The organism is Streptomyces sp. NPDC029041, from assembly GCF_040637515.1.
Taxonomy (GTDB): domain Bacteria; phylum Actinomycetota; class Actinomycetes; order Streptomycetales; family Streptomycetaceae; genus Streptomyces.
On record NZ_JBEZWO010000009.1, the window covers coordinates 256,126 to 275,307 of the forward strand.

The 19,182-nt window shown below is 68.7% G+C and carries 11 protein-coding genes; 2 read left to right on the forward strand and 9 right to left on the reverse strand.

Annotated elements, in window-relative coordinates; translation table 11 throughout:
* Positions 1–64 precede the first annotated feature (64 nt).
* The 3 genes from AB0F04_RS25005 to AB0F04_RS25015 are packed head-to-tail and all read right to left on the reverse strand — an operon-like array spanning position 65 to position 3,053.
* Positions 65–853 carry an SDR family oxidoreductase gene (locus tag AB0F04_RS25005; protein WP_362044699.1) on the reverse strand — a complete coding sequence of 263 codons (789 nt, stop codon included), beginning with the start codon at positions 851–853 and terminating at the stop codon, positions 65–67.
* On the reverse strand, positions 853–1,509 hold the full coding sequence (locus AB0F04_RS25010; protein WP_362044701.1) for an MBL fold metallo-hydrolase: 657 nt from the start codon (positions 1,507–1,509) through the stop codon (positions 853–855). The genes AB0F04_RS25005 and AB0F04_RS25010 overlap by 1 nt, the downstream gene beginning before the upstream one ends.
* 8 nt (positions 1,510–1,517) lie before the next feature.
* Entirely contained in the window at positions 1,518–3,053 is a 1,536-nt protein-coding gene (locus AB0F04_RS25015) for a carotenoid oxygenase family protein (protein WP_362044703.1), read from the reverse strand.
* A gap of 197 nt (positions 3,054–3,250) precedes the next feature.
* Between AB0F04_RS25015 and AB0F04_RS25020 the strand changes: the two genes are divergently transcribed.
* Entirely contained in the window at positions 3,251–4,171 is a 921-nt protein-coding gene (locus tag AB0F04_RS25020) for a LysR family transcriptional regulator (RefSeq protein ID WP_362044705.1), read from the forward strand.
* A gap of 396 nt (positions 4,172–4,567) precedes the next feature.
* Here the strand turns inward: AB0F04_RS25020 and AB0F04_RS25025 are convergent, their stop codons facing one another.
* On the reverse strand, positions 4,568–6,391 hold the full coding sequence (locus AB0F04_RS25025) for an alpha-L-fucosidase (RefSeq protein ID WP_362044707.1): 1,824 nt from the start codon (positions 6,389–6,391) through the stop codon (positions 4,568–4,570).
* Between the two features lie 1,165 nt (positions 6,392–7,556).
* Between AB0F04_RS25025 and AB0F04_RS25030 the strand changes: the two genes are divergently transcribed.
* Positions 7,557–10,919, forward strand: a complete 3,363-nt coding sequence (locus AB0F04_RS25030; protein ID WP_362044709.1) for a discoidin domain-containing protein — start codon at positions 7,557–7,559, stop codon at positions 10,917–10,919.
* A 203-nt stretch (positions 10,920–11,122) separates the two neighbouring features.
* Here AB0F04_RS25030 and AB0F04_RS25035 read toward each other — a convergent pair whose 3' ends face one another.
* The 5 genes from AB0F04_RS25035 to AB0F04_RS25055 form a co-directional block, all read right to left on the reverse strand.
* Complete coding sequence (locus AB0F04_RS25035) at positions 11,123–12,721, reverse strand: RICIN domain-containing protein (protein ID WP_362044711.1); 1,599 nt, start codon at positions 12,719–12,721, stop codon at positions 11,123–11,125.
* Positions 12,722–12,973: 252 nt separating this feature from the next.
* Entirely contained in the window at positions 12,974–15,271 is a 2,298-nt protein-coding gene (locus tag AB0F04_RS25040) for a ricin-type beta-trefoil lectin domain protein (RefSeq protein WP_362044713.1), read from the reverse strand.
* A 1,115-nt stretch (positions 15,272–16,386) separates the two neighbouring features.
* Positions 16,387–17,154: an SDR family oxidoreductase gene (locus tag AB0F04_RS25045; RefSeq protein ID WP_362044715.1), complete on the reverse strand. Its 768-nt coding sequence runs from the start codon at positions 17,152–17,154 to the stop codon at positions 16,387–16,389.
* The gene (locus AB0F04_RS25050) at positions 17,151–18,122 is read right to left on the reverse strand and encodes a fumarylacetoacetate hydrolase family protein (protein ID WP_362044717.1); all 972 of its coding nucleotides are present in this window, start codon (positions 18,120–18,122) and stop codon (positions 17,151–17,153) included. Before AB0F04_RS25050 ends, AB0F04_RS25045 begins: the two co-directional genes overlap by 4 nt.
* A 113-nt stretch (positions 18,123–18,235) precedes the next feature.
* Positions 18,236–19,174, reverse strand: coding sequence for a VOC family protein (locus tag AB0F04_RS25055; RefSeq protein WP_362044719.1), 939 nt, complete (start codon positions 19,172–19,174; stop codon positions 18,236–18,238).
* Positions 19,175–19,182 lie beyond the last annotated feature (8 nt).

Sequence of the window (19,182 nt, forward strand, 5' to 3'; positions counted from 1 at the left end):
TCCCTTCAAGGCATGTCCAGGGATGTCAGGGGAGGTCCAGGGAAGTGGCGAAGGAGTCGGGAGCTCAGACGAGCGTGCGGCCGCCGTCCACGTAGAGCACCTGTCCGGTGATGTACGAGGCGCGGGCGGAGGCGAGGAACAGCACGGCTCCGACCACGTCCTCCGGCTGTCCCAGGCGTCCGGCGGGGACCAGTCCGGTCATCTCCTCACGCATGCCGGGTCTGGCCAGGTACTCGCGGGTCAGCTCGGTCTCCGTGTAGCCGGGGGCGACGGCGTTGACGGTGACGCCGTCGGCGGCCCATTCGCGGGCCATGACCTTCACCAACTGGTCAAGGCCGCCCTTCGACGCCGCGTACGGACCGTGATGGCGGTGGGCGAGCAGGGAGGAGACGGAGGAGAAGAACACCATGGTGCCGCGGCCCGCCTCGCGCATCAGCCGGCCCGCGGCGCGTCCTGTCCAGAACGCGGTCGACAGGTTCAGGGTCAGGATGCGGTCCCACACCTCGTCGGGTGTGTCCACCACGGGACGGCGGTCGTTCGTGCCCACGGCGTGCACCAGCACATCCAGGCCGGCGAGCTCGCGGGCCGCCGTGGCGACCGCCCGCTCGCATGCCTCGGACGACGTCAGGTCCGCGGTGAGCGTCCGTACGACGGCGGCGGCGCAGGCCGGATCGCTGCGCAGGGCCTTGAGGCGGGCCTCGTCCGCGTCGACGACCGTCAGCCGTGCTCCGGCTTCCGCCAGTCCCCGGACGCAGGCAGTGCCCAGTCCGCCGGCTCCGATGACGAGCGCACCGCGCCCCTCAAGGCCCGGCCACCCGACGGGCGGTCTCTGTGTCTGTGTCGATCCGGCCATTACGTGAGCTCGATTCCCGCCGCGGCGGCCACGCGCTGGTAGTCGGCCCCGGTGTCCTGCAGGCACACCTGCAGCATGTGGTCCGCCAGCGCGTTCCCGCTCTCGCTGAGACCGCCGTCGTGGATCGACACAGCACTGCGAGGTTTGATCTCACGGGCGTAGTCGATGACTTCGCCCGTCTTGGACCAGGGGCCGTGGACGGGCAGCAGGAGCGTGTCCACCGGGCGCGTGGGAACGGTGAAGGCGTCGCCCGGGTGGAAGACGGTGGCTGTGTCGGTGTCTCCCACGAGGAAGCCGACGTTGGTGACCCGCGGCAGGTCCGGATGGACCACGGCATGCAGTTCTCCGTGCGCCTCGACGCCGACGCCTTCGATGTCGAAGGCGTCCCCGTCACCGACCACGGTGACCCGGTCCCCGCCGAGCCCGGCGAGCTGGTCCGCCACGGACCGGTCGGCCCAGATCCGCAGGCCGGGGTCGGCTTCGGCCGCCGCGCGCAGCACGGGTTCGGCGAAGTGGTCCACGTGCTCGTGGGTCACGAGCACGGCGTGGGCACCGTCGAGCGCGTGCGGGTCGGAGTAACTGCCGGGGTCGATGACGATGACGACGCCGTCCTGCTCCAGCCGGACGCAGGCGTGGCCGCACCTGGTGAGTCGCATGAGTGTGCTCACTTTCCCAGTTCGCTGCCGGGCACCCAGGTGCCGTGAAAGCCGTACCGGAGCCGGAAGGGGATCTTCACGGTGGCGATCGGACCGGCGGCGATGTCGAGCGCGTCCAGGACGACCAGGTCGTGCCGCATCTGGTCGCGCCGGCCGACCAGTGCCAGCAGATAGCCCTCGCCCTCGCCGGCGTCCGCGGACTTCGGTACGAACACCGGCTCCTCGGGCGCGGCATGCTCGCCGGGGGTCCAGAAGGTCGTCGCACCGGTGTGGTCGTCGCGGTGGATGAGGGAGTTGAACGGCGGGCCCATGGGTCCGACCGCGGCCATCGGCACATCGGGGTGCATGCCGCCGACCCATGCGTGCCGGTTCTTCTCCATCAGCACGCGGGGGTCGACCCGGGGCATGTCACCGGGCGAGGCGAGGAGCTGCTCGCTGCGGTAGGTGTCGGTGGCGTCGTCCCAGTGGGGGGCACCCTGGGTGAGGTCGAACGTCCAGCGGTGCAGGAACGGCGGCTGTTCGGGCAGGAAGCCCGCGGTCGTCTTCGGAAACTGGGAGAACCAGCCGGACTTGGTGGTGAAGTGATCGCCGACGAGGGTGTCGCCGTCCGTCCAGGCGTTCAGGGTGTGCGTCTCCAGGAGCCGCTCGCTGCGGAACCACTTGATGCCGCTCACGCCCTCGTCGCGGGGGATGACCGCGACGTAGGTCTCCCGGTCCGGGTCCCAGACGAAATACTGCTCCTCCCTCTTCAGCTGCTCCGGGTCGGCGACCATGGGCGAGATCGTGAAGACCAGGTGGTCCCGGGTGACCAGCCAGTCGTGCACCATCGACGAGTACGGCACCTCGAAGGTCTGGGTACGGGTGACCTTGCCCTCGGCGGAGATCTCGTAGAGGTGGACCTGCTTGTCCGGCAGACCGCTCGCGTTGTACGCGAAGGCCATCAGCTCGCCGGTGCGCGGATCGTGCTTGGGGTGCACGGTGAAGGTACGGCCCGGGATCTGGCCGGAGAAGTCGTAGACGCCCTTGGTCTCCAGCGTCGCCGGATCCAGCTCGTACGGAAGCGCCGCCTCCTTGAGCGCGAGCAGCTTGCCCGCGTGCCAGATGATCGCGGTGTTGGCGTTTCCGTCGTCGACGCCGGCGACGGACGGGTCGTCGGTGTAGGGGTTGCGGTAGGCGCCGAACAGGGCCTTGCGCGCCTGGCGTTCGAGCTGGAAGCGCTGGGTGCGGACGTAGCGCGTCTTCAGATCCGCGTGGCCGTTGTCGAACCGCACCATGTGGATCATGCCGTCGCCGTTGATGTACACGTCGTTCGGGAACCGCGGCGGGTACTGGGTGTCCGCGGCGGCGCGGTAGAAGGCACCGTTCAGCTCGGGGGGTATACGGCCCTCGACCTCCAGGTCGTAGACGTCCGCCTCGATCCGCGACGGGGCGAAGAACCCGTGGAAGTGCCGCGTGTCCGGGAACTGCATGGTTTCCGGAGGCGGCTGGGTGCCCACGGGCTGCTGCCCGGGTGTCCCGTCGGGCCGCGTCGTTGCAGTGGCCATGGCTCTCTCCCCTGTGACAAGGTCGGATCAAGCGAAGAACGTGATTGATTCCGTTTGGCTGGCAGCGCTCTGTCGCGAGAAGGGGCGCAGCGGAATCTTGGGTGAAACCGAGCCGATCAGCTGGTACTGACCATCATGTCCTCGGGGCGTCGTCGGCGTCCAACACTGAAACACGCACGAAATGATCGGAGAATGCGATGGATCTGCGGCAGATGGAATACGCGGTGGCCATCGCCGACGAGCTCAACTTCACCCGGGCCGCGGCCCGCTGCCGCATCGGGCAGTCCGGGCTCAGCCACCAGATCACCCAGCTGGAGCGGGAGGTCGGTGCCCGGCTTTTCGAGCGGACGAGCCGCAGCGTCCGCGTGACCCAGGCCGGGCAGATCTTCGTCGCCTGCGCGCGGCGGGTGCTCAAGTCGGTCCAGGAGATGCACGCCGAGATCTCCTCGCTCGACGGGCCCGTGCGAGGGCGGCTGCGGATCGGCTCGGTGACGCTCACGGCGGGCAACATCGACCAACTCGGCCTGCTGCTGGAGTATCAGGAGGCGTACCCCGCGGTCGAGGTCACTCTCTCCGACTCCGACGGTGTGCACGCCGTCGCGCAGCTCCTCACCGGTGAACTGGAGGTCGCCGTCGTCGCCCTGCACGAGCACCAGCTGCCCCCGGGCATCGCCTACCACCTGCTGAGCGTGGTGCCGCTGGTGGCCGTTGTCGGGCGACAGCACCGGCTGCGCGGGGCAGGCGTCACCGACCTGGGCAGGCTGGCCGACGAACGCTTCCTCGAATGCGTTCCCGACACGGGCCTGCGCGCGCAGGTGGACGCCGCGTTCGACCGGGCGCGGGTCCGTCGCCGGGGTGTCTGCGCGCTGCGCAGCGCGGGTGATCTCGCCTCACTGGCGTTCGAGGGCATCGGGGTGACCGTCGTACCCCGCCCGGCGGCGGACGCGATCGTCCCCGCCGATCACGCCGATTGCGTCCTGCGCCTCGACGACCCGCAGGCGCTCCAGCCTCTGGCCCTCGTCCACCGTGATCCGGCTCCGACCTCACCCGCCGCGCAGGCGTTCCTGCGTCTCGCGCTCACCCGCCTGCCCGGGCGGGGAGCACCTGAGCTCGAGTAGTGCGAGCTCGGACTGGTGTCCGGGAGCGGTGACAAGCTGCTGTCCGAGCCGTCCGATCGAGCTCCGGCGGCAGTGCTCCGCAGGCAGCGGTGACCGCGCCCCGCACGACGACCGAAGTCCCGACAGCCGCCGCCCCGGCCCGGCGCGCCACGCCGAATGTTGTTTTGTAGTCCTCGGTGTCCCACACGCGTCGTCCTCCTGGCCGGGCGTGGGGCGGGGTTACAGCCGTATCGGCAGCGACGAGCCACCGCCGCCGGGGATTTCGTTGCCCGGGGCGGTCGCAGCTGACCGAAGCGCCTCGGGGACCTCAGACGGGGGCCGCCGCGTGCGCGCACACCGGAGCCGGTCGCGGCCTCTCGCGGCCCCGACCGGCTCCTTCATCCCTTCACCGGGTGCTCAGCCGACCTTGGTCGCGGTCCACCGCTGGGTGGGGCCGGTGTTCTTGGTGTACTGGATGACCGGGTTGCCTTCCTGGGTGGTGTTGGCGTTGTCCAGTGCCTTGCCGCTGGCCCGGTTGACGAGCTGGTACCCGCCGTTGCCGAGCGAGGTGATGGCCCACTGCTGCTGCCGCTGCCAGCTGCTGTTGTCGGTCCGCTGCACCACCGTCGACTGGTCGGAGGTGCTGTTGTTGTTGTCGAGTGCCTTGCCGCTGCGCACGGAGACCAGCTTGTAGTAGCCGTGGCTCAGGTCAGTGACCCTCCACTGCTGGGTGACGCCGCTGTTGAGGGTCCACTGTACGCACTGGTTGCCCTCGGCGGTGGTGTTGGAGTTGTCGAGGGCCTTGCCGCTCTGGGCGCAGACGAACGTGTAGACGCCGCCCGCGAGGACGGCCGGCATGCCGGTGACCTCCACGCAGACCACGGAGTCGTTCGCGTTGGGCGCGGTGGTCGGCACCTGGACGTTGATCTGGCCGCCGCTGACCGAGTAGTTGAGCGAGACGGAGGGGTTGTTCATCAGGTAGACGCGGTTGATCGTGTTGTGTACCGCGGGGATCTGCAGGGTGCCGTTCGTGGGCCAGGTGAAGACGTGGGCGAAGAGCTTGCCGCTCTTCTTGGTGATCCTGCCCCAGGACGGCTCGGTGGCGAAGGGGCTGCCGCTGGTGCCGTGGACGCTGTCGGAGTAGGTCGCCATCCAGGAGGCCAGGCCGTTCAGGATGTTCACCTGCTGCTGTGGGACGTGGCCGTCGTTCGCGGTGCCGTCGGCGTTGAGGCCGCCGTCGGGGCCGATGTTCAGCAGGTAGTTGCCGTCCCGGGAGATGCAGGTGACCATCTCCTGGATGAAGTACTGGGGCGACTTGTACCAGGTTTCCTTGTTTATGTTGTAGCCCCATGCGTCGTTCATGGTGGCGCAGTATTCCCAAGGGCGGTCCATCGGCTCGGTGGGGAAACCGAACTCCGCGACCGCGTAGTCGCCCATGCCGTGGTCGCGCTTGACGCGTTCGTTGACGATGACGTTCGGCCAGGTCTGGGTCAGCCAGTTGTACAGGCTCTGGCCGTCGGCCTGGGTCCACCAGTCGACGAGGGTGGGCGTGGAGGGGTTGCCGCACCAGTCGCCGTCGAACCACAGCAGGGCCGGGTTGTAGGCGTTCATCAGCTCCGTCAGCTGGGCCTTCATGTCGTTGATGTAGTTGGTGCGGGCAGTCATCGACGACATGGTGGACCAGCCGTTGTAGATCGTCTGCGAGGGGTGGCACCAGTCGAGGATCGAGTAGTAGAGGCAGAACTTGAGGCCCCGGGCGTCGCACGCGGCCTTCAGCTCGCCCAGCAGGTCGCGCTGGAAGCCGATGTAGTCGCGCAGGTTGTACAGCTTGGTGCCGGTGGTGTCGGTGAAGCTGGGGACGTTGGAGTCCCACATGCCGAAGCCCTCGTGGTGCTTGGCAGTGATCACGATGTACTTCATGCCGGCGTTCTTGGCCAGATCGGCGATCTGGTTGGCGTTGAAGCTGACCGGGTTGAACCCCTGGGTGACCTGCGTCTGCCAGGCGGACTTGCTCCAGTTGTCGACGCTGAACGCCCACTCGCCCTTCCGGTTGTGGGCGTAGGACCCGAAGTGGATGAACATCCCGAAGCGAGCCTGGTACCACCAGTCCAGCTTCGAGGAGATGGAGTAGGCCTCGGCGGTGGCGGGCCACAGGGCCTGCGGCAGACCGAGCGCCATGGTACCGCCGGCGAGCGCGGCGGCCTTGATCAGCGAGCGGCGGCTGAGGGGTGCGGAAGACATGTGCGGCTCCTGGTGAAGCGAGGGGATGCCGGCCGCTTGTCTGCGCACAACAACGACAGCGGATCACGGCGGCTCGTGCCCGGCCGAGCTCAAGGTGACCTCGTTGGACATCGGATGTATTAACGGGCATCGGCGCCCCACTTGTCCAGAGTTCTTGCCGACTCAATCCGATGACCCCTGCATTTGCGTGATCTTCAATGCTGGGCGTCCGTACGCAGGTGGTTAGACGCTCCTATACATAGGAGGTGTGGCGGGTCATGTCGCGGGGCTCAGCGGACACGCGCCGCGCTGTGCCGACCGCAACGAGCTCACCCATCGAGGCGATGCAGCAGCCCCGGCCACCCAGTTCTGGGAGGGTGTGGGCGGAGGAAGCGGTGGCGGCGCGGGGAAGTCGACGCGGGCACCACCGCCTCCGACGACGAAGCGGCTCGCGACCCCACAGGTCCCACATGCGTCGACTGCACCGACCGCAAGCACTTCGTCCAGCACGCCGCCGCTCTCGCCTCAGCCTGGCGGCTGGTCGGCAGCGGAGCCGCCTCGGGCGCGAGACCGATGTGTCGGAGCTGGTCCATGCCGACCGGAGTCCGTCTCGGTGGCTGAGCAGACCACGAAGGTGGCAGCGGTCCAGGCCTGTCGAGGTCCCCGCCTGCCGGGCGTGCGCCGAGATGTATGTGGGCGAGTCGTCCTGCGACAGTCAGAGTGAACGGAGACGGACCGTTTGCGGATGCGGGCCATCGACGGCACCTGGGCCCTGTCCAGGACTGCCGCATCGCCACTTCGGGATCATGCCGCGGATCCGGCTGGGTACGGGTGTGACCACCGCTGGTCAGTCACTGGATCGCATGGCATCGGCACGCCGCTCCGCGTCATGCTCGACCTGGCCCACCTGACCCGGACAGCACCAGGCCGCGGCCACTGCCGACGGCGCTTCGGGGAGTTCCTCGGCAGACCACAAAACCGCACTGGTGCGGGCCGGAAAACCCTTCTTCTGCCGCATGCCGCCTGCACAAGCCTTGACACCCTCTCGCTCGGCGACCAAGAATTCCCGCTGCAAACACGTTAATGAAACGATTCAATCCTGACGTCCCGCGAATCCCCCTCTTCCGATCCCCAGGACGCCTCTCCCCGCCCCGCCCATCACCGCACATCCACAGTAGGAGCCAGCATGTCCTCTGTATCGCGCCGGTCCGTCCTGCGCTCGGCCATAGCCGTGGCGCTCGCGCCCACCCTCGGCTCGGTGTTGCTGCCGGGGCTCGCTCCCGTGGCGTCGGCCGCCGTCTCCTGGACCGCGAAGTGGATCTGGGCTCCACCCAGCTCGGCGAACCAGTGGGTGGCGTTCCGCAGATCGTTCACCCTGGGCTCCGCGCCGTCGAAGGCGGTGACGCAGATCGCGGCGGACTCCAAGTACTGGCTGTGGGTCAACGGCACGCTCGTGGTCTTCGACGGGCAGCTCAAGCGCGGCCCCAACCGCACCGGCACCTACTACGACGAGATCGACCTCGCCCCGTACCTCACGAGCGGCCGCAACACGGTGGCGTTGCTGGTGTGGTACTTCGGCAAGCAGGGGTTCTCGCACAGCAGCAGCGGCAGCGGCGGTCTGCTGTTCCAGTCCGACATCACCACCGGTTCCACCACCACCCGGATCGTCAGCGACACCGCTTGGAAGCACACCGTCCACCCGGGCTACTCCAACAACACCAGCGGCACCCAGGTCAACTTCCGCCTGCCCGAGTCGAACATCTACTACGACGCCCGCAACGCCACCGCCATGACCGCCTGGGAGTCGGCCGGCTTCGACGACAGCGCGTGGAGTGCCCCCACCGACTTCGGGGCCGTCGGTGCCGCGCCCTGGAACGGTCTCGTCCGGCGGCCGGTCCCACAGTTCCGGTACTCGAGCCGGAAGTCCTACGGCAACGCGTCGTCGCTGCCGTCCACGGGACAGGGCACCACCGCCATCACAGCCACCCTGCCCTCGAACCTCCAGGTCACGCCCTATTTGAAGGTGGACGCTCCGGCCGGCGCGGTGATCGGCATGCAGACCGACCACTACGCCGACGGCGACGGCCTGACCGGCCTCACGCCCGGGGCGGAAAACAACATACGCGCCACCTACGTCTGCACGGGCGGGGTCCAGGAGTTCGAGGCGCTGGCCTGGATGAGCGGCACGGCGGTGAAGTACACGATCCCCACGGGCGTCACCATCCTGGATCTCAAGTACCGGGAGTCCGGTTACGACACCGACTTCGCCGGATCGTTCAGCAGCAATGACGCCTTCTTCGACAGCCTGTGGGGCAAGGCGGCGCGCACCATGTACGTCAACATGCGCGACACCTACATGGACTGCCCCACCCGCGAGCGCGCCCAGTGGTGGGGCGATGTGGTCAACCAGCTCAAAGAGGGCTTCTACACCTTCGACACCCGCTCCCACGCCCTCGGCGCCAAGGCCATCGCCGAGCTGACCGCCTGGCAGAAGCCCAGTGGCGTGCTCTACTCGCCGATGCCGTCCACCATCTGGACCGCTGAACTGCCCGTCCAGATGCTGGCCTCGGTGTGGGCCTTCGGTACGTACCACCTCTACACGGGCAACGCCGATGCGGTCGCCGGCACCTACCCGGCGGTGAAGGCGTACCTGAACCTGTGGAGCCTGGACGCCGACGGTCTGGTCAGCCACCGGGCCGGGGACTGGGACTGGGAGGACTGGGGCACCAACATCGACGCCCGCGTCCTGGACAACTGCTGGTACTACCTGGCCCTCGACACGGCCATCACCCTCGCCGGTCTCAGCGGCAACAGCGGCGACGTCGCCGCATGGCAGGGCAAGCGCGGCAGCATCAAGACCAACTTCGACCGCGTTCTGTGGGACACGTCCAAGAACGAGTACCGCTCCCCCGGCTACACCAGGGACACCGACGACCGCGCCAACGGTCTCGCCGTCGTCGCCGGCCTCGCGCCCGCCTCCCGGCACCGGGCGATCACCGAGGTGCTGCGCACCCACCTCAACGCCAGCCCCTACATGGAGTTCTACGTCCTGGAAGCGCTCTACCTCATGGGGGCGGCCACCGTCGCCGAGGAGCGGATGCGCAACCGCTACGCCGCCCAGGTCGCGGACCCCACCTGCTACACCCTTTGGGAGATATGGGACAAGTCGGGTGGCACCGACAATCATGCCTGGAACGGTGGCCCCCTGTACGCGCTGTCCGCCTACGCCGCCGGCGTACGTCCCACCAAGCCCGGTTGGGAGACGTACGACGTCATCCCACAGACCGGCACCCTCACGAACATCAACACGGTCACGCCGACCGTCAAGGGCGACATCCGCTTCGGCATCACCCGCGACGGCGACCAGGTCACCCTGACCCTCACCTCCCCGAACGGCACGACCGCGCGAGTGGGTGTCCCGACGTACCGCGGATCCTCACCGGCCATCAAGGCCAACGGAACGACCGTCTTCACGGGCGGCGCCGCCACCGGCGGCGTCTCCGGTCTCAGCTACGCCAGCAAGGACTCCTCGTACGTCTACTTCACCCTCCAGCCGGGCAGCTGGACGTTCACCGTCACCGGCGCCGGCCGCCTCGACAACCTCGCCCTCGGCCGGCCCGTCACCAGCAACAACAGCCTGGAGAACAGCGACTGGGGCAAGAACCGGCTCACCGACGGCAAGCTCACCAGCGTCACCGGCGCCAAGGGCTACACCAGCAACGACTTCCCCTCCGCCGATGTCAGCGGCACCCCCGTCTGGGTGGAGATCGACCTCGGCGCCGACACCGACCTCGACGCCGTACGGCTCTTCCCGCGCACCGACACCCCGGCGGTGGGCGGCGGCACGGCGGGCTTCCCCGTCGACTTCACGATCCAGACCCGCCCCGACGGGTCGAGCACCTACGCCACCGTCCGCACGGTCACCGCCGAGCCCAACCCGGGCGGGCGCGTGCAGACGTACGGTTTCGCAACCACGACCGCCCGCTACGTACGGCTGCAAGCCACCAAGCTCGGTACCCCTCCCGTCGACGAGACCACCAAGTACCGCCTCCAGCTCGCCGAACTCACCGTTCCCACCGCCGCGACCACCGTCAGCGCCAACTACACGCTGGAGAACGGTGACTGGGGCAAGACACGTGTCCTCGACGGCAAGCTCACCAGCGTGACCGGCGCCAAGGGCTTCACCAGCATCGACTTCCCCTCCGCCGACGTCAGCGCCACCCCCGTGTGGATCGAGATCGACCTCGGCGCCGACCGGGCCATCGGCTCCGTCACTCTCCACCCCCGCACGGACGCCGGCGCAGCCGGCGGCGGCACAGCGGGCTTCCCCGTCGACTTCACCATCCAGACCCGCTCCTACGGGTCGAGCACCTGGACCACAGCCCGCACGATCGCCGCCGAACCCAACCCCAACGGAGCCGCTCAGACGTACGCCCTCACGTCCGCCACCGGCCGCTACGTACGACTGAAGGCCTCGAAGCTCGGCAAGCCCGCCTCGGACGAGACCAACAGGTACCGCCTCCAACTCGCCGAGATCCGCATCAAGTAGCAGGCCATCCCGAAACGGGCGGCGGTGCTGGTCCCTCACCACGACCTCACCGCCGAAAGCCCGCGAACGCGACATCCGGGCCTGGCTCGCCGACAGGAACGAACACGGAACGAACACCCCGGACCCTTCATCCGGACCAAGACAGCCGACGAGATCCTCGACCAAGTCGCCGCCTGCTGCCGGCGAATTCCTGACTCAGGTCATCAGCGCAGCACGGCCAGATCGATGGCGTTCGCCATGGCCGCCATGCCGGCGTCGTTGGGGTGCAGATGGTCACCGCTGTCGTAAGCGGGAAGCATCCGGGCGTGGTTGTTCGGGTCCCGGATGACGGCGTCGAAGTCGACGACCGCGTCGAACGCGCCACTGGTGCGGATCCAGTTGTTCACTGTGGTCCGGATGCCGGCCTGTGCACTGCTCTGCGAGGAGTAGGGCAGCATGGTGCCGCCGACGATCTTCACGCCGGCGGCGTGTGCCTGCGCGATGATGTCCTGGTATCCCGCGATCAGTTGGTCGGCGGTGAGGGAGGGATTGTTGTTGATGTCGTTGATGCCCTCCATGAAGATCACGCTGCGCACTCCGGGCTGGCCGAGTGCGTCGTGCGCGAACCGGACCCTGCCGGCCAGGCCCTGGGGAGCCCAGCCGGCATCGGAGCGCACCATGTTGCCGCCGATGCCCGCGTTGGCGACGGCGAACCGCTGACCGCCGCTCTCCGCCTGCAGCCGGGCGGCCAGGCGGTCCGGCCAGCGCCGATTCGCGTCGAAGGTGGTGCTGGCGCCGTCGGTGATGGAGTCGCCGAAGGCCACCACGGTTCCGGTGGTCACGGCCGCCGGCACGACGTCCACGCCCGACAGGTAGTGCCAGCTCCACATGGAGGTGGTGAAGTCGGTGGCGGCGTCCTCACCGGCATGGTTGCCGGAGCCGGCCGCCGACCGGTACGAGGTCTGGAAGGCGTCACGGTGGAAGGTTGAGGCACCGGTGTCGCCCCGCAGGTACACGCTCACCAGGAGGTCCTGCCCCGCGGTGACCGTCATCGGGATGACGTCGCTGGTGAGTTCCGCCCCGGCGGGGATGGTCGGGTCGCCGGATCTGCCGAAGGTCACGGTGCGGTGGGTGCCGGGTACCGCGGCCGCGCCACTGGAGCGCACGGCCACATCGACGGCGCCGACGGACAGCGGCGTGGTGCTGCGCAGGTTGGACAGACGGATCCGCACCCCGGAACCGGCGACGCTGGTGCGGACGACCATCCGCAGTGTCTGCTCGGAGAAGGTCTCACCGCCGGCGGTCATGCTGGGACCGAAGGCCACGACCCGGGGGCGTTCGGTGAGGCTCCACTGCTGGTTGGGGTTGCCGGTGCACGCCCACTGGATGAGCGCCGTGCCGTCGGCCGTGGAGTGGCCGGGGATGTCGAGGCACATCCCGCTGTTGACGGAAACGATCGAGGAGCCGCTGAAGGTCCAGCGCTGGTTGCTGTTTCCGGTGCACGTCCACTGGATGACTCGCGCTTCCGCCGCGGTGGATGCTCCGCTCACATCCAGGCACTTACCACTGTTGATGTTCACCAGCGAGAACGACCCGTCTCCGCCGTGGGCAACGGCCTGCCACAGCTGGCTCGGACCGCCGGAGGGGGTGTTCTGCACCACGGCAGCCGCGTCGGACGGCGAAGCCGACTGGACCTGTGCGTTCTTGCCGCTGTGCGCTGCGGTCAGCGCGTACACATGGCCGTCCTGCGGTCCGGTGGCGGCCGTGGCCGCGTCGGCCGGGACGAGCACCAGCCCTACGACGCCGAGAGCCGCGGCTCCCATGGAGGCCGTCCTGTTCCGAAACGCTCTCATGAGTCCTGCTTTCATGTTGTGTTTCTCCTAGTGGGCACGCCGCGGGAACCGCCCGAGCCGCCGGAAGGGCCGGCTCGGGCGGAACCTCGGTCTTGCCAGATGTGGCAGCTGCCGTGTCACCGGGGTGGGCGTCGGGCCTCGCGGCCCGGCCGCCGAAGGCGGCCTGCCCCACGCAGCGCCGCAGCCGCGGTCACGCCGGCAGCAGCCGATGCGTGGCTCGGATCAGTTCCGTGTCCATCGCTGGTTGGTGTCGCCGTGGCACGACCAGAGCTGGATCCCGGTGCCGTTCGCGGTGCGCCCCTCGACGGCGTCGAGACAGAGCCCGGACTCGACTCCCACCACGGTGCCGTTCGCATTGACGGTCCACTGCTGGTTGCCGCCGCCGTTGCAGGACCAGATCTCCACGGGTGTGCCGTTGTTGGTGCCATGGTCCTTCGCGTCCAGGCACTTGTCGCCGAAGACCCGCAGCTCCTTGGCGGAGGTCAAGGTCCACTGCTGGTTGTCACCGGCGTGGCAGTCCCACAGCTGCATCAGGGTGCCGTTGGTCTCGTTGTAGCCCGGCACATCCAGGCAGCGGCCGGACCCGACGCCGACGACCTTCGTGGTCGATCCGATCGACAGGTTGTCGAACTGGCCTGTCTGTCCTTGGCTGTTGCCGTAGCCGGCCTGTCCCTCGGTGTAGGTGTTGTCGTTGACCGCCCCGACCTTCACGCCGTCGATCCAGGCGGTGATCCTGTTGCCGTGGAAGCCCAGCCTCAGGTTGTGCCAGGAGTTGGTGCCCAGCGCGGCGACCGTACCGCTGGCCAGCGTCACGAAGTCGTTGTCGGTGTCGTTGCGCAGGATGGACCAGGCACCGGTGTTGCTGACCCGCAGGTAGTAGCCGTTCAAGCCCTCCGGACCGAAGGAGTGCTGCCAGGTGGCGCGGCCGATCAGCTCGGTGAAGCCCGCGCTCTCCAGCAGCACGTCGCTGGCGACCTGGTAGTCCTTCCAGCCCAGGTCGCCGAAGAGTGCGTAAGGGTGTGACAGGGGCGCCCAGGTGATCGGCGCCTGGGCCGACATCTGGCGGACGCACTTTCCGGAGCGTCCGCCCCCGCAGCCGACGACCTCGTAGGCGCCCTGCTGGTCCTGGACGTACTTCGCCTGGGTGCCGGTCGGGTAGCTGTCGTAGGAGTCGGCGTACGGCAGTGCCAGCGACCCCTTCGCCGGACTGGCGGCGGTGCCCTTGCCCTGCCCTGTCGTGGTGGTGATGGTGTAGACGTACCCCGGCTGGACGGTGAGCGAGTAGGCGCCCCCGGAGGGGGTGATGTCGCTGCGGCGCACCATGGCGGTCGAGGAGTCGGTGGAGTTGACGTTGGTCGACCAGACGTGGACGGTCCCGGTGGACAGGCCGCCGGTCACCGTGAAGTCGAGCGTCTGCGCCGCGGAGGCCTGGGTGGTCTCGATGATGGTGCTGTAGTCGCGGTTGTTGGTGGACTTGAGGGTCACATAGCTGCCGTTGGAGGCACTGCCACCGATGTAGCCGGTGGAGCTGTCGAGGTACTTCCAGCCCGGCGAGGTGAACTGGGTGGTCTGAGCGGTGACCCACAGGCTCTGGCCCGTGGAGTACCAGCCGGACCAGGGCTGGTTGGCGACCATCAGGCCCGTCGTCGCGTAGGGCAGGTTGGGCGTCATGGCGCCGATGAGCGGCCAGTTGATGGTCGCGGTCATCCTGCCGTCGATGTAGTCCCGGTTGTTCGCGCGAGCCATGGGTGCCGCGCCGCTGTTGTAGTCGTGCGAGCCGTTCTCACTGGCCCACAGCTGCTTGCCGGTTGCCTTGGCGTTCGCGGAGCTCGGGCAGGAGGCCTGGGGGGTGAGCCAGCCGCACGGGTAGTGGGCGCCGATGATGTCCACGGCGGAGGCGAACGTGGGGTCCGCGAGTATGTCGTTGGCGATGTCCCAGCTGTGGTCGTCCGAGCCCACGATCTTGACCGAGGAGTAGCCGTTCGAGTTGAGCGCCGAGCGCAGGTTCTTGTACCAGCCTATGTTGTAGCCGCGCTCGTTCCAGCCGCCCAGGTAGCTGATGTTCAGGCCGTGCGACTTGGCGCAGCCCAGCCAGGAGATCAGATAGTCGATCATGTCGGCGGTCCAGAAGTTGCCGCCGCCGATCCAGCCCGGGGCACCCCAGGCGAGGCCGGCCAGCTTGATGCCGGGGTTGCGGGCGACCGCCTGCTCCATCAGCCAGAACTCATAGCCGACGTTGCAGTTGATCGTTCCCCTGGTGTGCTCGATGCTCGGCTCGGCGCCGCTGGTCGAGTTGGTGTCGCCGCCGATCTCCGTCTTGAGGATCTGCAGATTGGCGCCGTAGTTCGGCTTGAAGAGGTAGTCCAGGATCTGGCTGCGCTGCGGCTCCGGGTAGTCGATCAGCAGTCTGCTGTTCCCCCCGCCACCGCTGATGGCACCGATACCGTCGAAGGTACGCCCGCCCGAGGCGCCGTCGAGGGTGATCGATGTCGCGGCCTGGGCCGGGCCAGCGGTGAGCATGGATCCGATCAATGCGATGACGAGCGCGCACACCATGGCGAGTGTCCGCGGTAGGCGGCGGCGCCTGTCGCGCCCAGTGGGCGGGTGTCCGTGCATCAGCATCCGTTCTCCTTGGGTTGTTTGTTCATGACGGATTTCGTCGAAGAGAGCAGGTCAGTGGACGAGGAGTGAGCTTCGGTACGAACGACATCTGAGCTGCAGAACCTGCCCGTTCATCCCGGATGACTCGTCCGACATCCAGACAACGTCAGAGGTTCGGGCGCCGAAGGTATGGGCGATTTTGTTCGGCGTCAACGTTTCTCACAGAGCAGGTGGCGGCCGGCCCGCTGTGGTGGCCGTCCACGTGAGACTGCCGGACAGAAGCCCTCCTCCCACTCCATGAACCGAGCAAGACATCCGATCTATCATGAGCACGGAAGAGAGCCTCGATCGGTTCACACTCCGTGGGACGGAGTCAGGGGAAGCAGCATCGAGGCCGTCGGGGTATGCGCTCCGGCACAGCGAGAGCGCGGTCGCCGCCGCGCTGGAGCACGGAGCGGGCGCGTGACCGGTCGACCAGGATCAGGTTGCCGTGCCGGTCCCCGCGCCGGACCCGGAGGAGGGCGGCCGGTGTGAAGGAGCCGTGCTCCCGGACATGCGGTCGGCCTGGGAACGCGCGGGTTTCCCCGGGCGCGGAGGCCACTGCGACCGAACCGTTCGCCGTGCGCCTCGACGCCGGGAAACCAGCCCATCACGGACGATCCGCAGGTGCCGTGCGGGCTCCCTCGGCAGCGCCACGGGGAGTGCATCCGAGCGCTCGGGGAAGCGCGGTCCCCCGGTCGGTGAGCCAACCGGTCAGGCGGCTGTGGACCTCACGGTGATGACGCGGCCGCGACCGCCCACCGTGCGCGGCCAGGCGACGTGGGCCGCAAACGGTGTGCGGCCCGGCGACGTGGGTCGCCGGCCACTCGTCGGGGCAGGGAATCCAGGTGCCGCCGCAAGCGTCGCAGGCGTCTACTCGTATCGCAGGTCGCCGTCGACTGCGGACATACCCGCGGCCGCGAAGCGCAGCGCCTGCGCGAGTCCCTGACCGCGGTTCGTGCCGACGCCAGGGCCGCTTGGCCCACCAGCCTTCTTCAGTTCGCCGCCGGGCCCGCAGCAGTCGAACTCAGGGCGTCCGAGATGGACTTGACGCCGCCGTGCGCGGTGAGTCCGCCGTCGACCGGGATCTCGGCGCCGGTGATGAAGGCGGCACCGTCGGACAGGAGGAAGACCACGAGCGGGGAGATCTCGTCCACGGTGCCGGTGCGGCCGAGCGGGGTCTCGCGGATGTTCGCCTCGCGGAAGGCGGGGGCGGCGGAGGCGGTCATCTCGGTCTCGATGAAGCCGGGGTGGATCATGTTGACCCGGATGCCGCGAGGGCCGAGCTCCGTGGCCGCGGTCTTCGACAGGCCGCGCAGTGCCCATTTGCTGGTCGTGTAGGCGACCGGGTAGTGGCCGCTGAGTGCGGCGGTGGAGCCGACGTTGACGATGGACGAGCCGGGCGGCATCAGCGGCGTCAGGTGCTGGATGGCAAGGAGCGGGCCGGTGACGTTGACGGCGTGGACGCGGGCGAGGTCGTCGGGGGTCACGTCGCCGAGGCGGGCACGCCAGGTGATGCCCGCGTTGTTGACCAGCCCGTTCACCTGGCCGTACGACTCGCTCAGTTCGGCGGCCAGCTCCGCCCAGTGCTCCTGGTCGGTGACGTCGAGACGGCGGCAGCCGGGGGCCTCGGACACGTCGGTGGCGATGACGTGGGCGCCCTCGCGGGTCAGGGCCTCGGCCTCGGCGGCGCCCTGGCCGCGCGCGGCGCCGGTCACGACGACGACCTTGCCGAGAAGCCTCTTGGGGTGCGGGTCGTTCACGGCCGCTCCCGGCTGCGGCGCCGGGCGGTCGGCAGGGGCACCGGATCGGTGCCGGCGACCACGGTGTTGGAGACGGTGCCGATGCCCTCCACGGTGAGGGTGACGGTGTCCCCCGGCTTCAGTGGCGGCGGGGACTGCTCGCCCCGGACGCCCCACAGCTCGGCGAGGCAGCCGCCGTTGCCGCAGGTGCCGGAGCCGAACACGTCGCCGGGGCGGACGACGGTGCCCCGCGAGGCGTAGGCGACCATCTCCTCGAAGGTCCAGCTCATGTTGGACAGCAGGTCCTTGCCGACGGCCTCGCCGTTCACCGAGGCGGTCAGCGCCACGCGCAGAAAGCCCTCGGGGTCGCGGTACGGCTCCATCTCGTCGGCGGTGACCAGGTACGGGCCGAGGGTCGCGGCCGTGTCCTTGCCCTTGCACGGGCCGAGGCGGACCTGCATCTCGCGGGACTGCAGGTCGCGGGCCGACCAGTCGTTGAAGACCGTGTAACCGATGATGTGGTCCCGGGCCTGCTCCGGGGTGAGGTCCCGCCCCTCCCGTCCGATGACGGCGGCGACCTCCAGTTCGAAGTCGAGGACGTGACTGCCCGGCGGCACGGGGACGTCGTCGTGGGCGCCGATCACGGCGTACGGGTTGGTGAAGTAGAACGTCGGGGCGTCGTACCAGGCTTCGGGCACCCCGCCGACGCCGTCCACGGACCGCCGTACCCCTTCGACGTGCTCCTCGAAGGTGACGAAGTCCCGCACGGTGGGCGGCTGAAGCGGTGGCAGCAGCCGCACCTCGGACACGTGAGGGCCCGGCGGGACGTCGAGCGTGGCGGCGCCGGCGCGCAGGAGCGCGTCGAGTCCGTCGCCGCAGCTGATCAGCTCCGTGAGCGAGCGCGCCACGGGAACCGGGTGGAGGGTGCCGTCCTCCTCCACGACGGCGACCCGGCGCTGGTGTCGGTGTTCATAGGTGGCGAAACGCATGTACGGCTCCAGGCTCCGGCGGTCTTCGACAGGGGTGGAGACCGGGGACGCGGCAAGGGCGTCAGGGCGGTTGACAGGGCCACCACGTCCCCGGGGACTGGGGGTTTCCCCGGTCAGACCGGCGGGGCGACGAAGCAGCCGCGGTCGACGTCGTTGAAGGACTCCTTGGCGATCAGTTCGTTCATGGGGTTGGCGGTGCCCCACTGGTCGGTGACCTCGGGCTGGGAGAAGTCGTAGGTGTGGGGGTGCCAGGTGTCCTCGTCCAGCAGTTCCAGTTCCGTCGTGTACTCGACGGTGTTGCCGTGCGGGTCGAGGAAGTACGTGAAGGTGTTGTCGCCCGCCATGTGCCGGCCCGGGCCCCAGATCTTGCGGAAGCCGGCCCGCATCACCCGGCCGGAGCCGCGCATGTACTCGTCCAGGCCGCGCATCTCGAAGGAGACGTGGTGCAGGGAGGTGTGCGGGCCCTTGGCGATGGCCATGGAGTGATGCTGGTTGCTGATGCGCATGAAGTGCATGACGTCACCGACGTACGGCGAGCTGAGCGTGTCGGAGTGGCGGAAGCCGAGGTGGGTCTCGTACCACGCGCGGGTCCTGTCGAGGTCCGGCGAGTTCAGCACGACGTGTGACAGCTTGACCGGGATCGACTCCTTCTCCTCGATCTTGCGGTGCTGCCGCACCTCCACATCGGCGGAGACTTCGATGGTGCGGCCGTCGACGTCGAAGAAGCGGAAGCCGTAGCCGCCACCAGGTGTGTCGATCTTGCCCGGCCGGGAGATCAACTGCACGCCTCCCGCGAGGAGTTTTTCAGCGAGGGTGTCCACGTCCTCGGTGGAGCCGGCGCCGTAGGAGACGAGGTCGAGGCGCTTCTCGTCGGCCTCGCGCAGCCGTACGACGTACTGCTCGGGGCTGCCCTCGGCGGCGAGGAAGGAGATCCCGGAGTCCTCGGCGACCTTGGTCAGGCCCCAGACGCCGGCGTAGAAGTCGAGCTGCTTGTCGTAGTCGGGCACGGCGAGGTCGACGTGCCGCAGATGTGTGAGCAGGCGTGCGCTCATGGTGAGTT

What these genes read in the sequence shown, in the direction of transcription:
- AB0F04_RS25005 (WP_362044699.1), bottom strand. Translation starts at nt 853, where the DNA reads ATGGCCGGATCGACACAGACACAGAGACCGCCCGTCGGGTGGCCGGGC.
- AB0F04_RS25010 (WP_362044701.1), bottom strand. Translation starts at nt 1,509, where the DNA reads ATGCGACTCACCAGGTGCGGCCACGCCTGCGTCCGGCTGGAGCAGGAC.
- AB0F04_RS25015 (WP_362044703.1), bottom strand. Translation starts at nt 3,053, where the DNA reads ATGGCCACTGCAACGACGCGGCCCGACGGGACACCCGGGCAGCAGCCC.
- AB0F04_RS25020 (WP_362044705.1), top strand. Translation starts at nt 3,251, where the DNA reads ATGGATCTGCGGCAGATGGAATACGCGGTGGCCATCGCCGACGAGCTC.
- AB0F04_RS25025 (WP_362044707.1), bottom strand. Translation starts at nt 6,391, where the DNA reads ATGTCTTCCGCACCCCTCAGCCGCCGCTCGCTGATCAAGGCCGCCGCG.
- AB0F04_RS25030 (WP_362044709.1), top strand. Translation starts at nt 7,557, where the DNA reads ATGTCCTCTGTATCGCGCCGGTCCGTCCTGCGCTCGGCCATAGCCGTG.
- AB0F04_RS25035 (WP_362044711.1), bottom strand. Translation starts at nt 12,721, where the DNA reads ATGGGAGCCGCGGCTCTCGGCGTCGTAGGGCTGGTGCTCGTCCCGGCC.
- AB0F04_RS25040 (WP_362044713.1), bottom strand. Translation starts at nt 15,271, where the DNA reads ATGCTCACCGCTGGCCCGGCCCAGGCCGCGACATCGATCACCCTCGAC.
- AB0F04_RS25050 (WP_362044717.1), bottom strand. Translation starts at nt 18,122, where the DNA reads ATGCGTTTCGCCACCTATGAACACCGACACCAGCGCCGGGTCGCCGTC.
- AB0F04_RS25055 (WP_362044719.1), bottom strand. Translation starts at nt 19,174, where the DNA reads ATGAGCGCACGCCTGCTCACACATCTGCGGCACGTCGACCTCGCCGTG.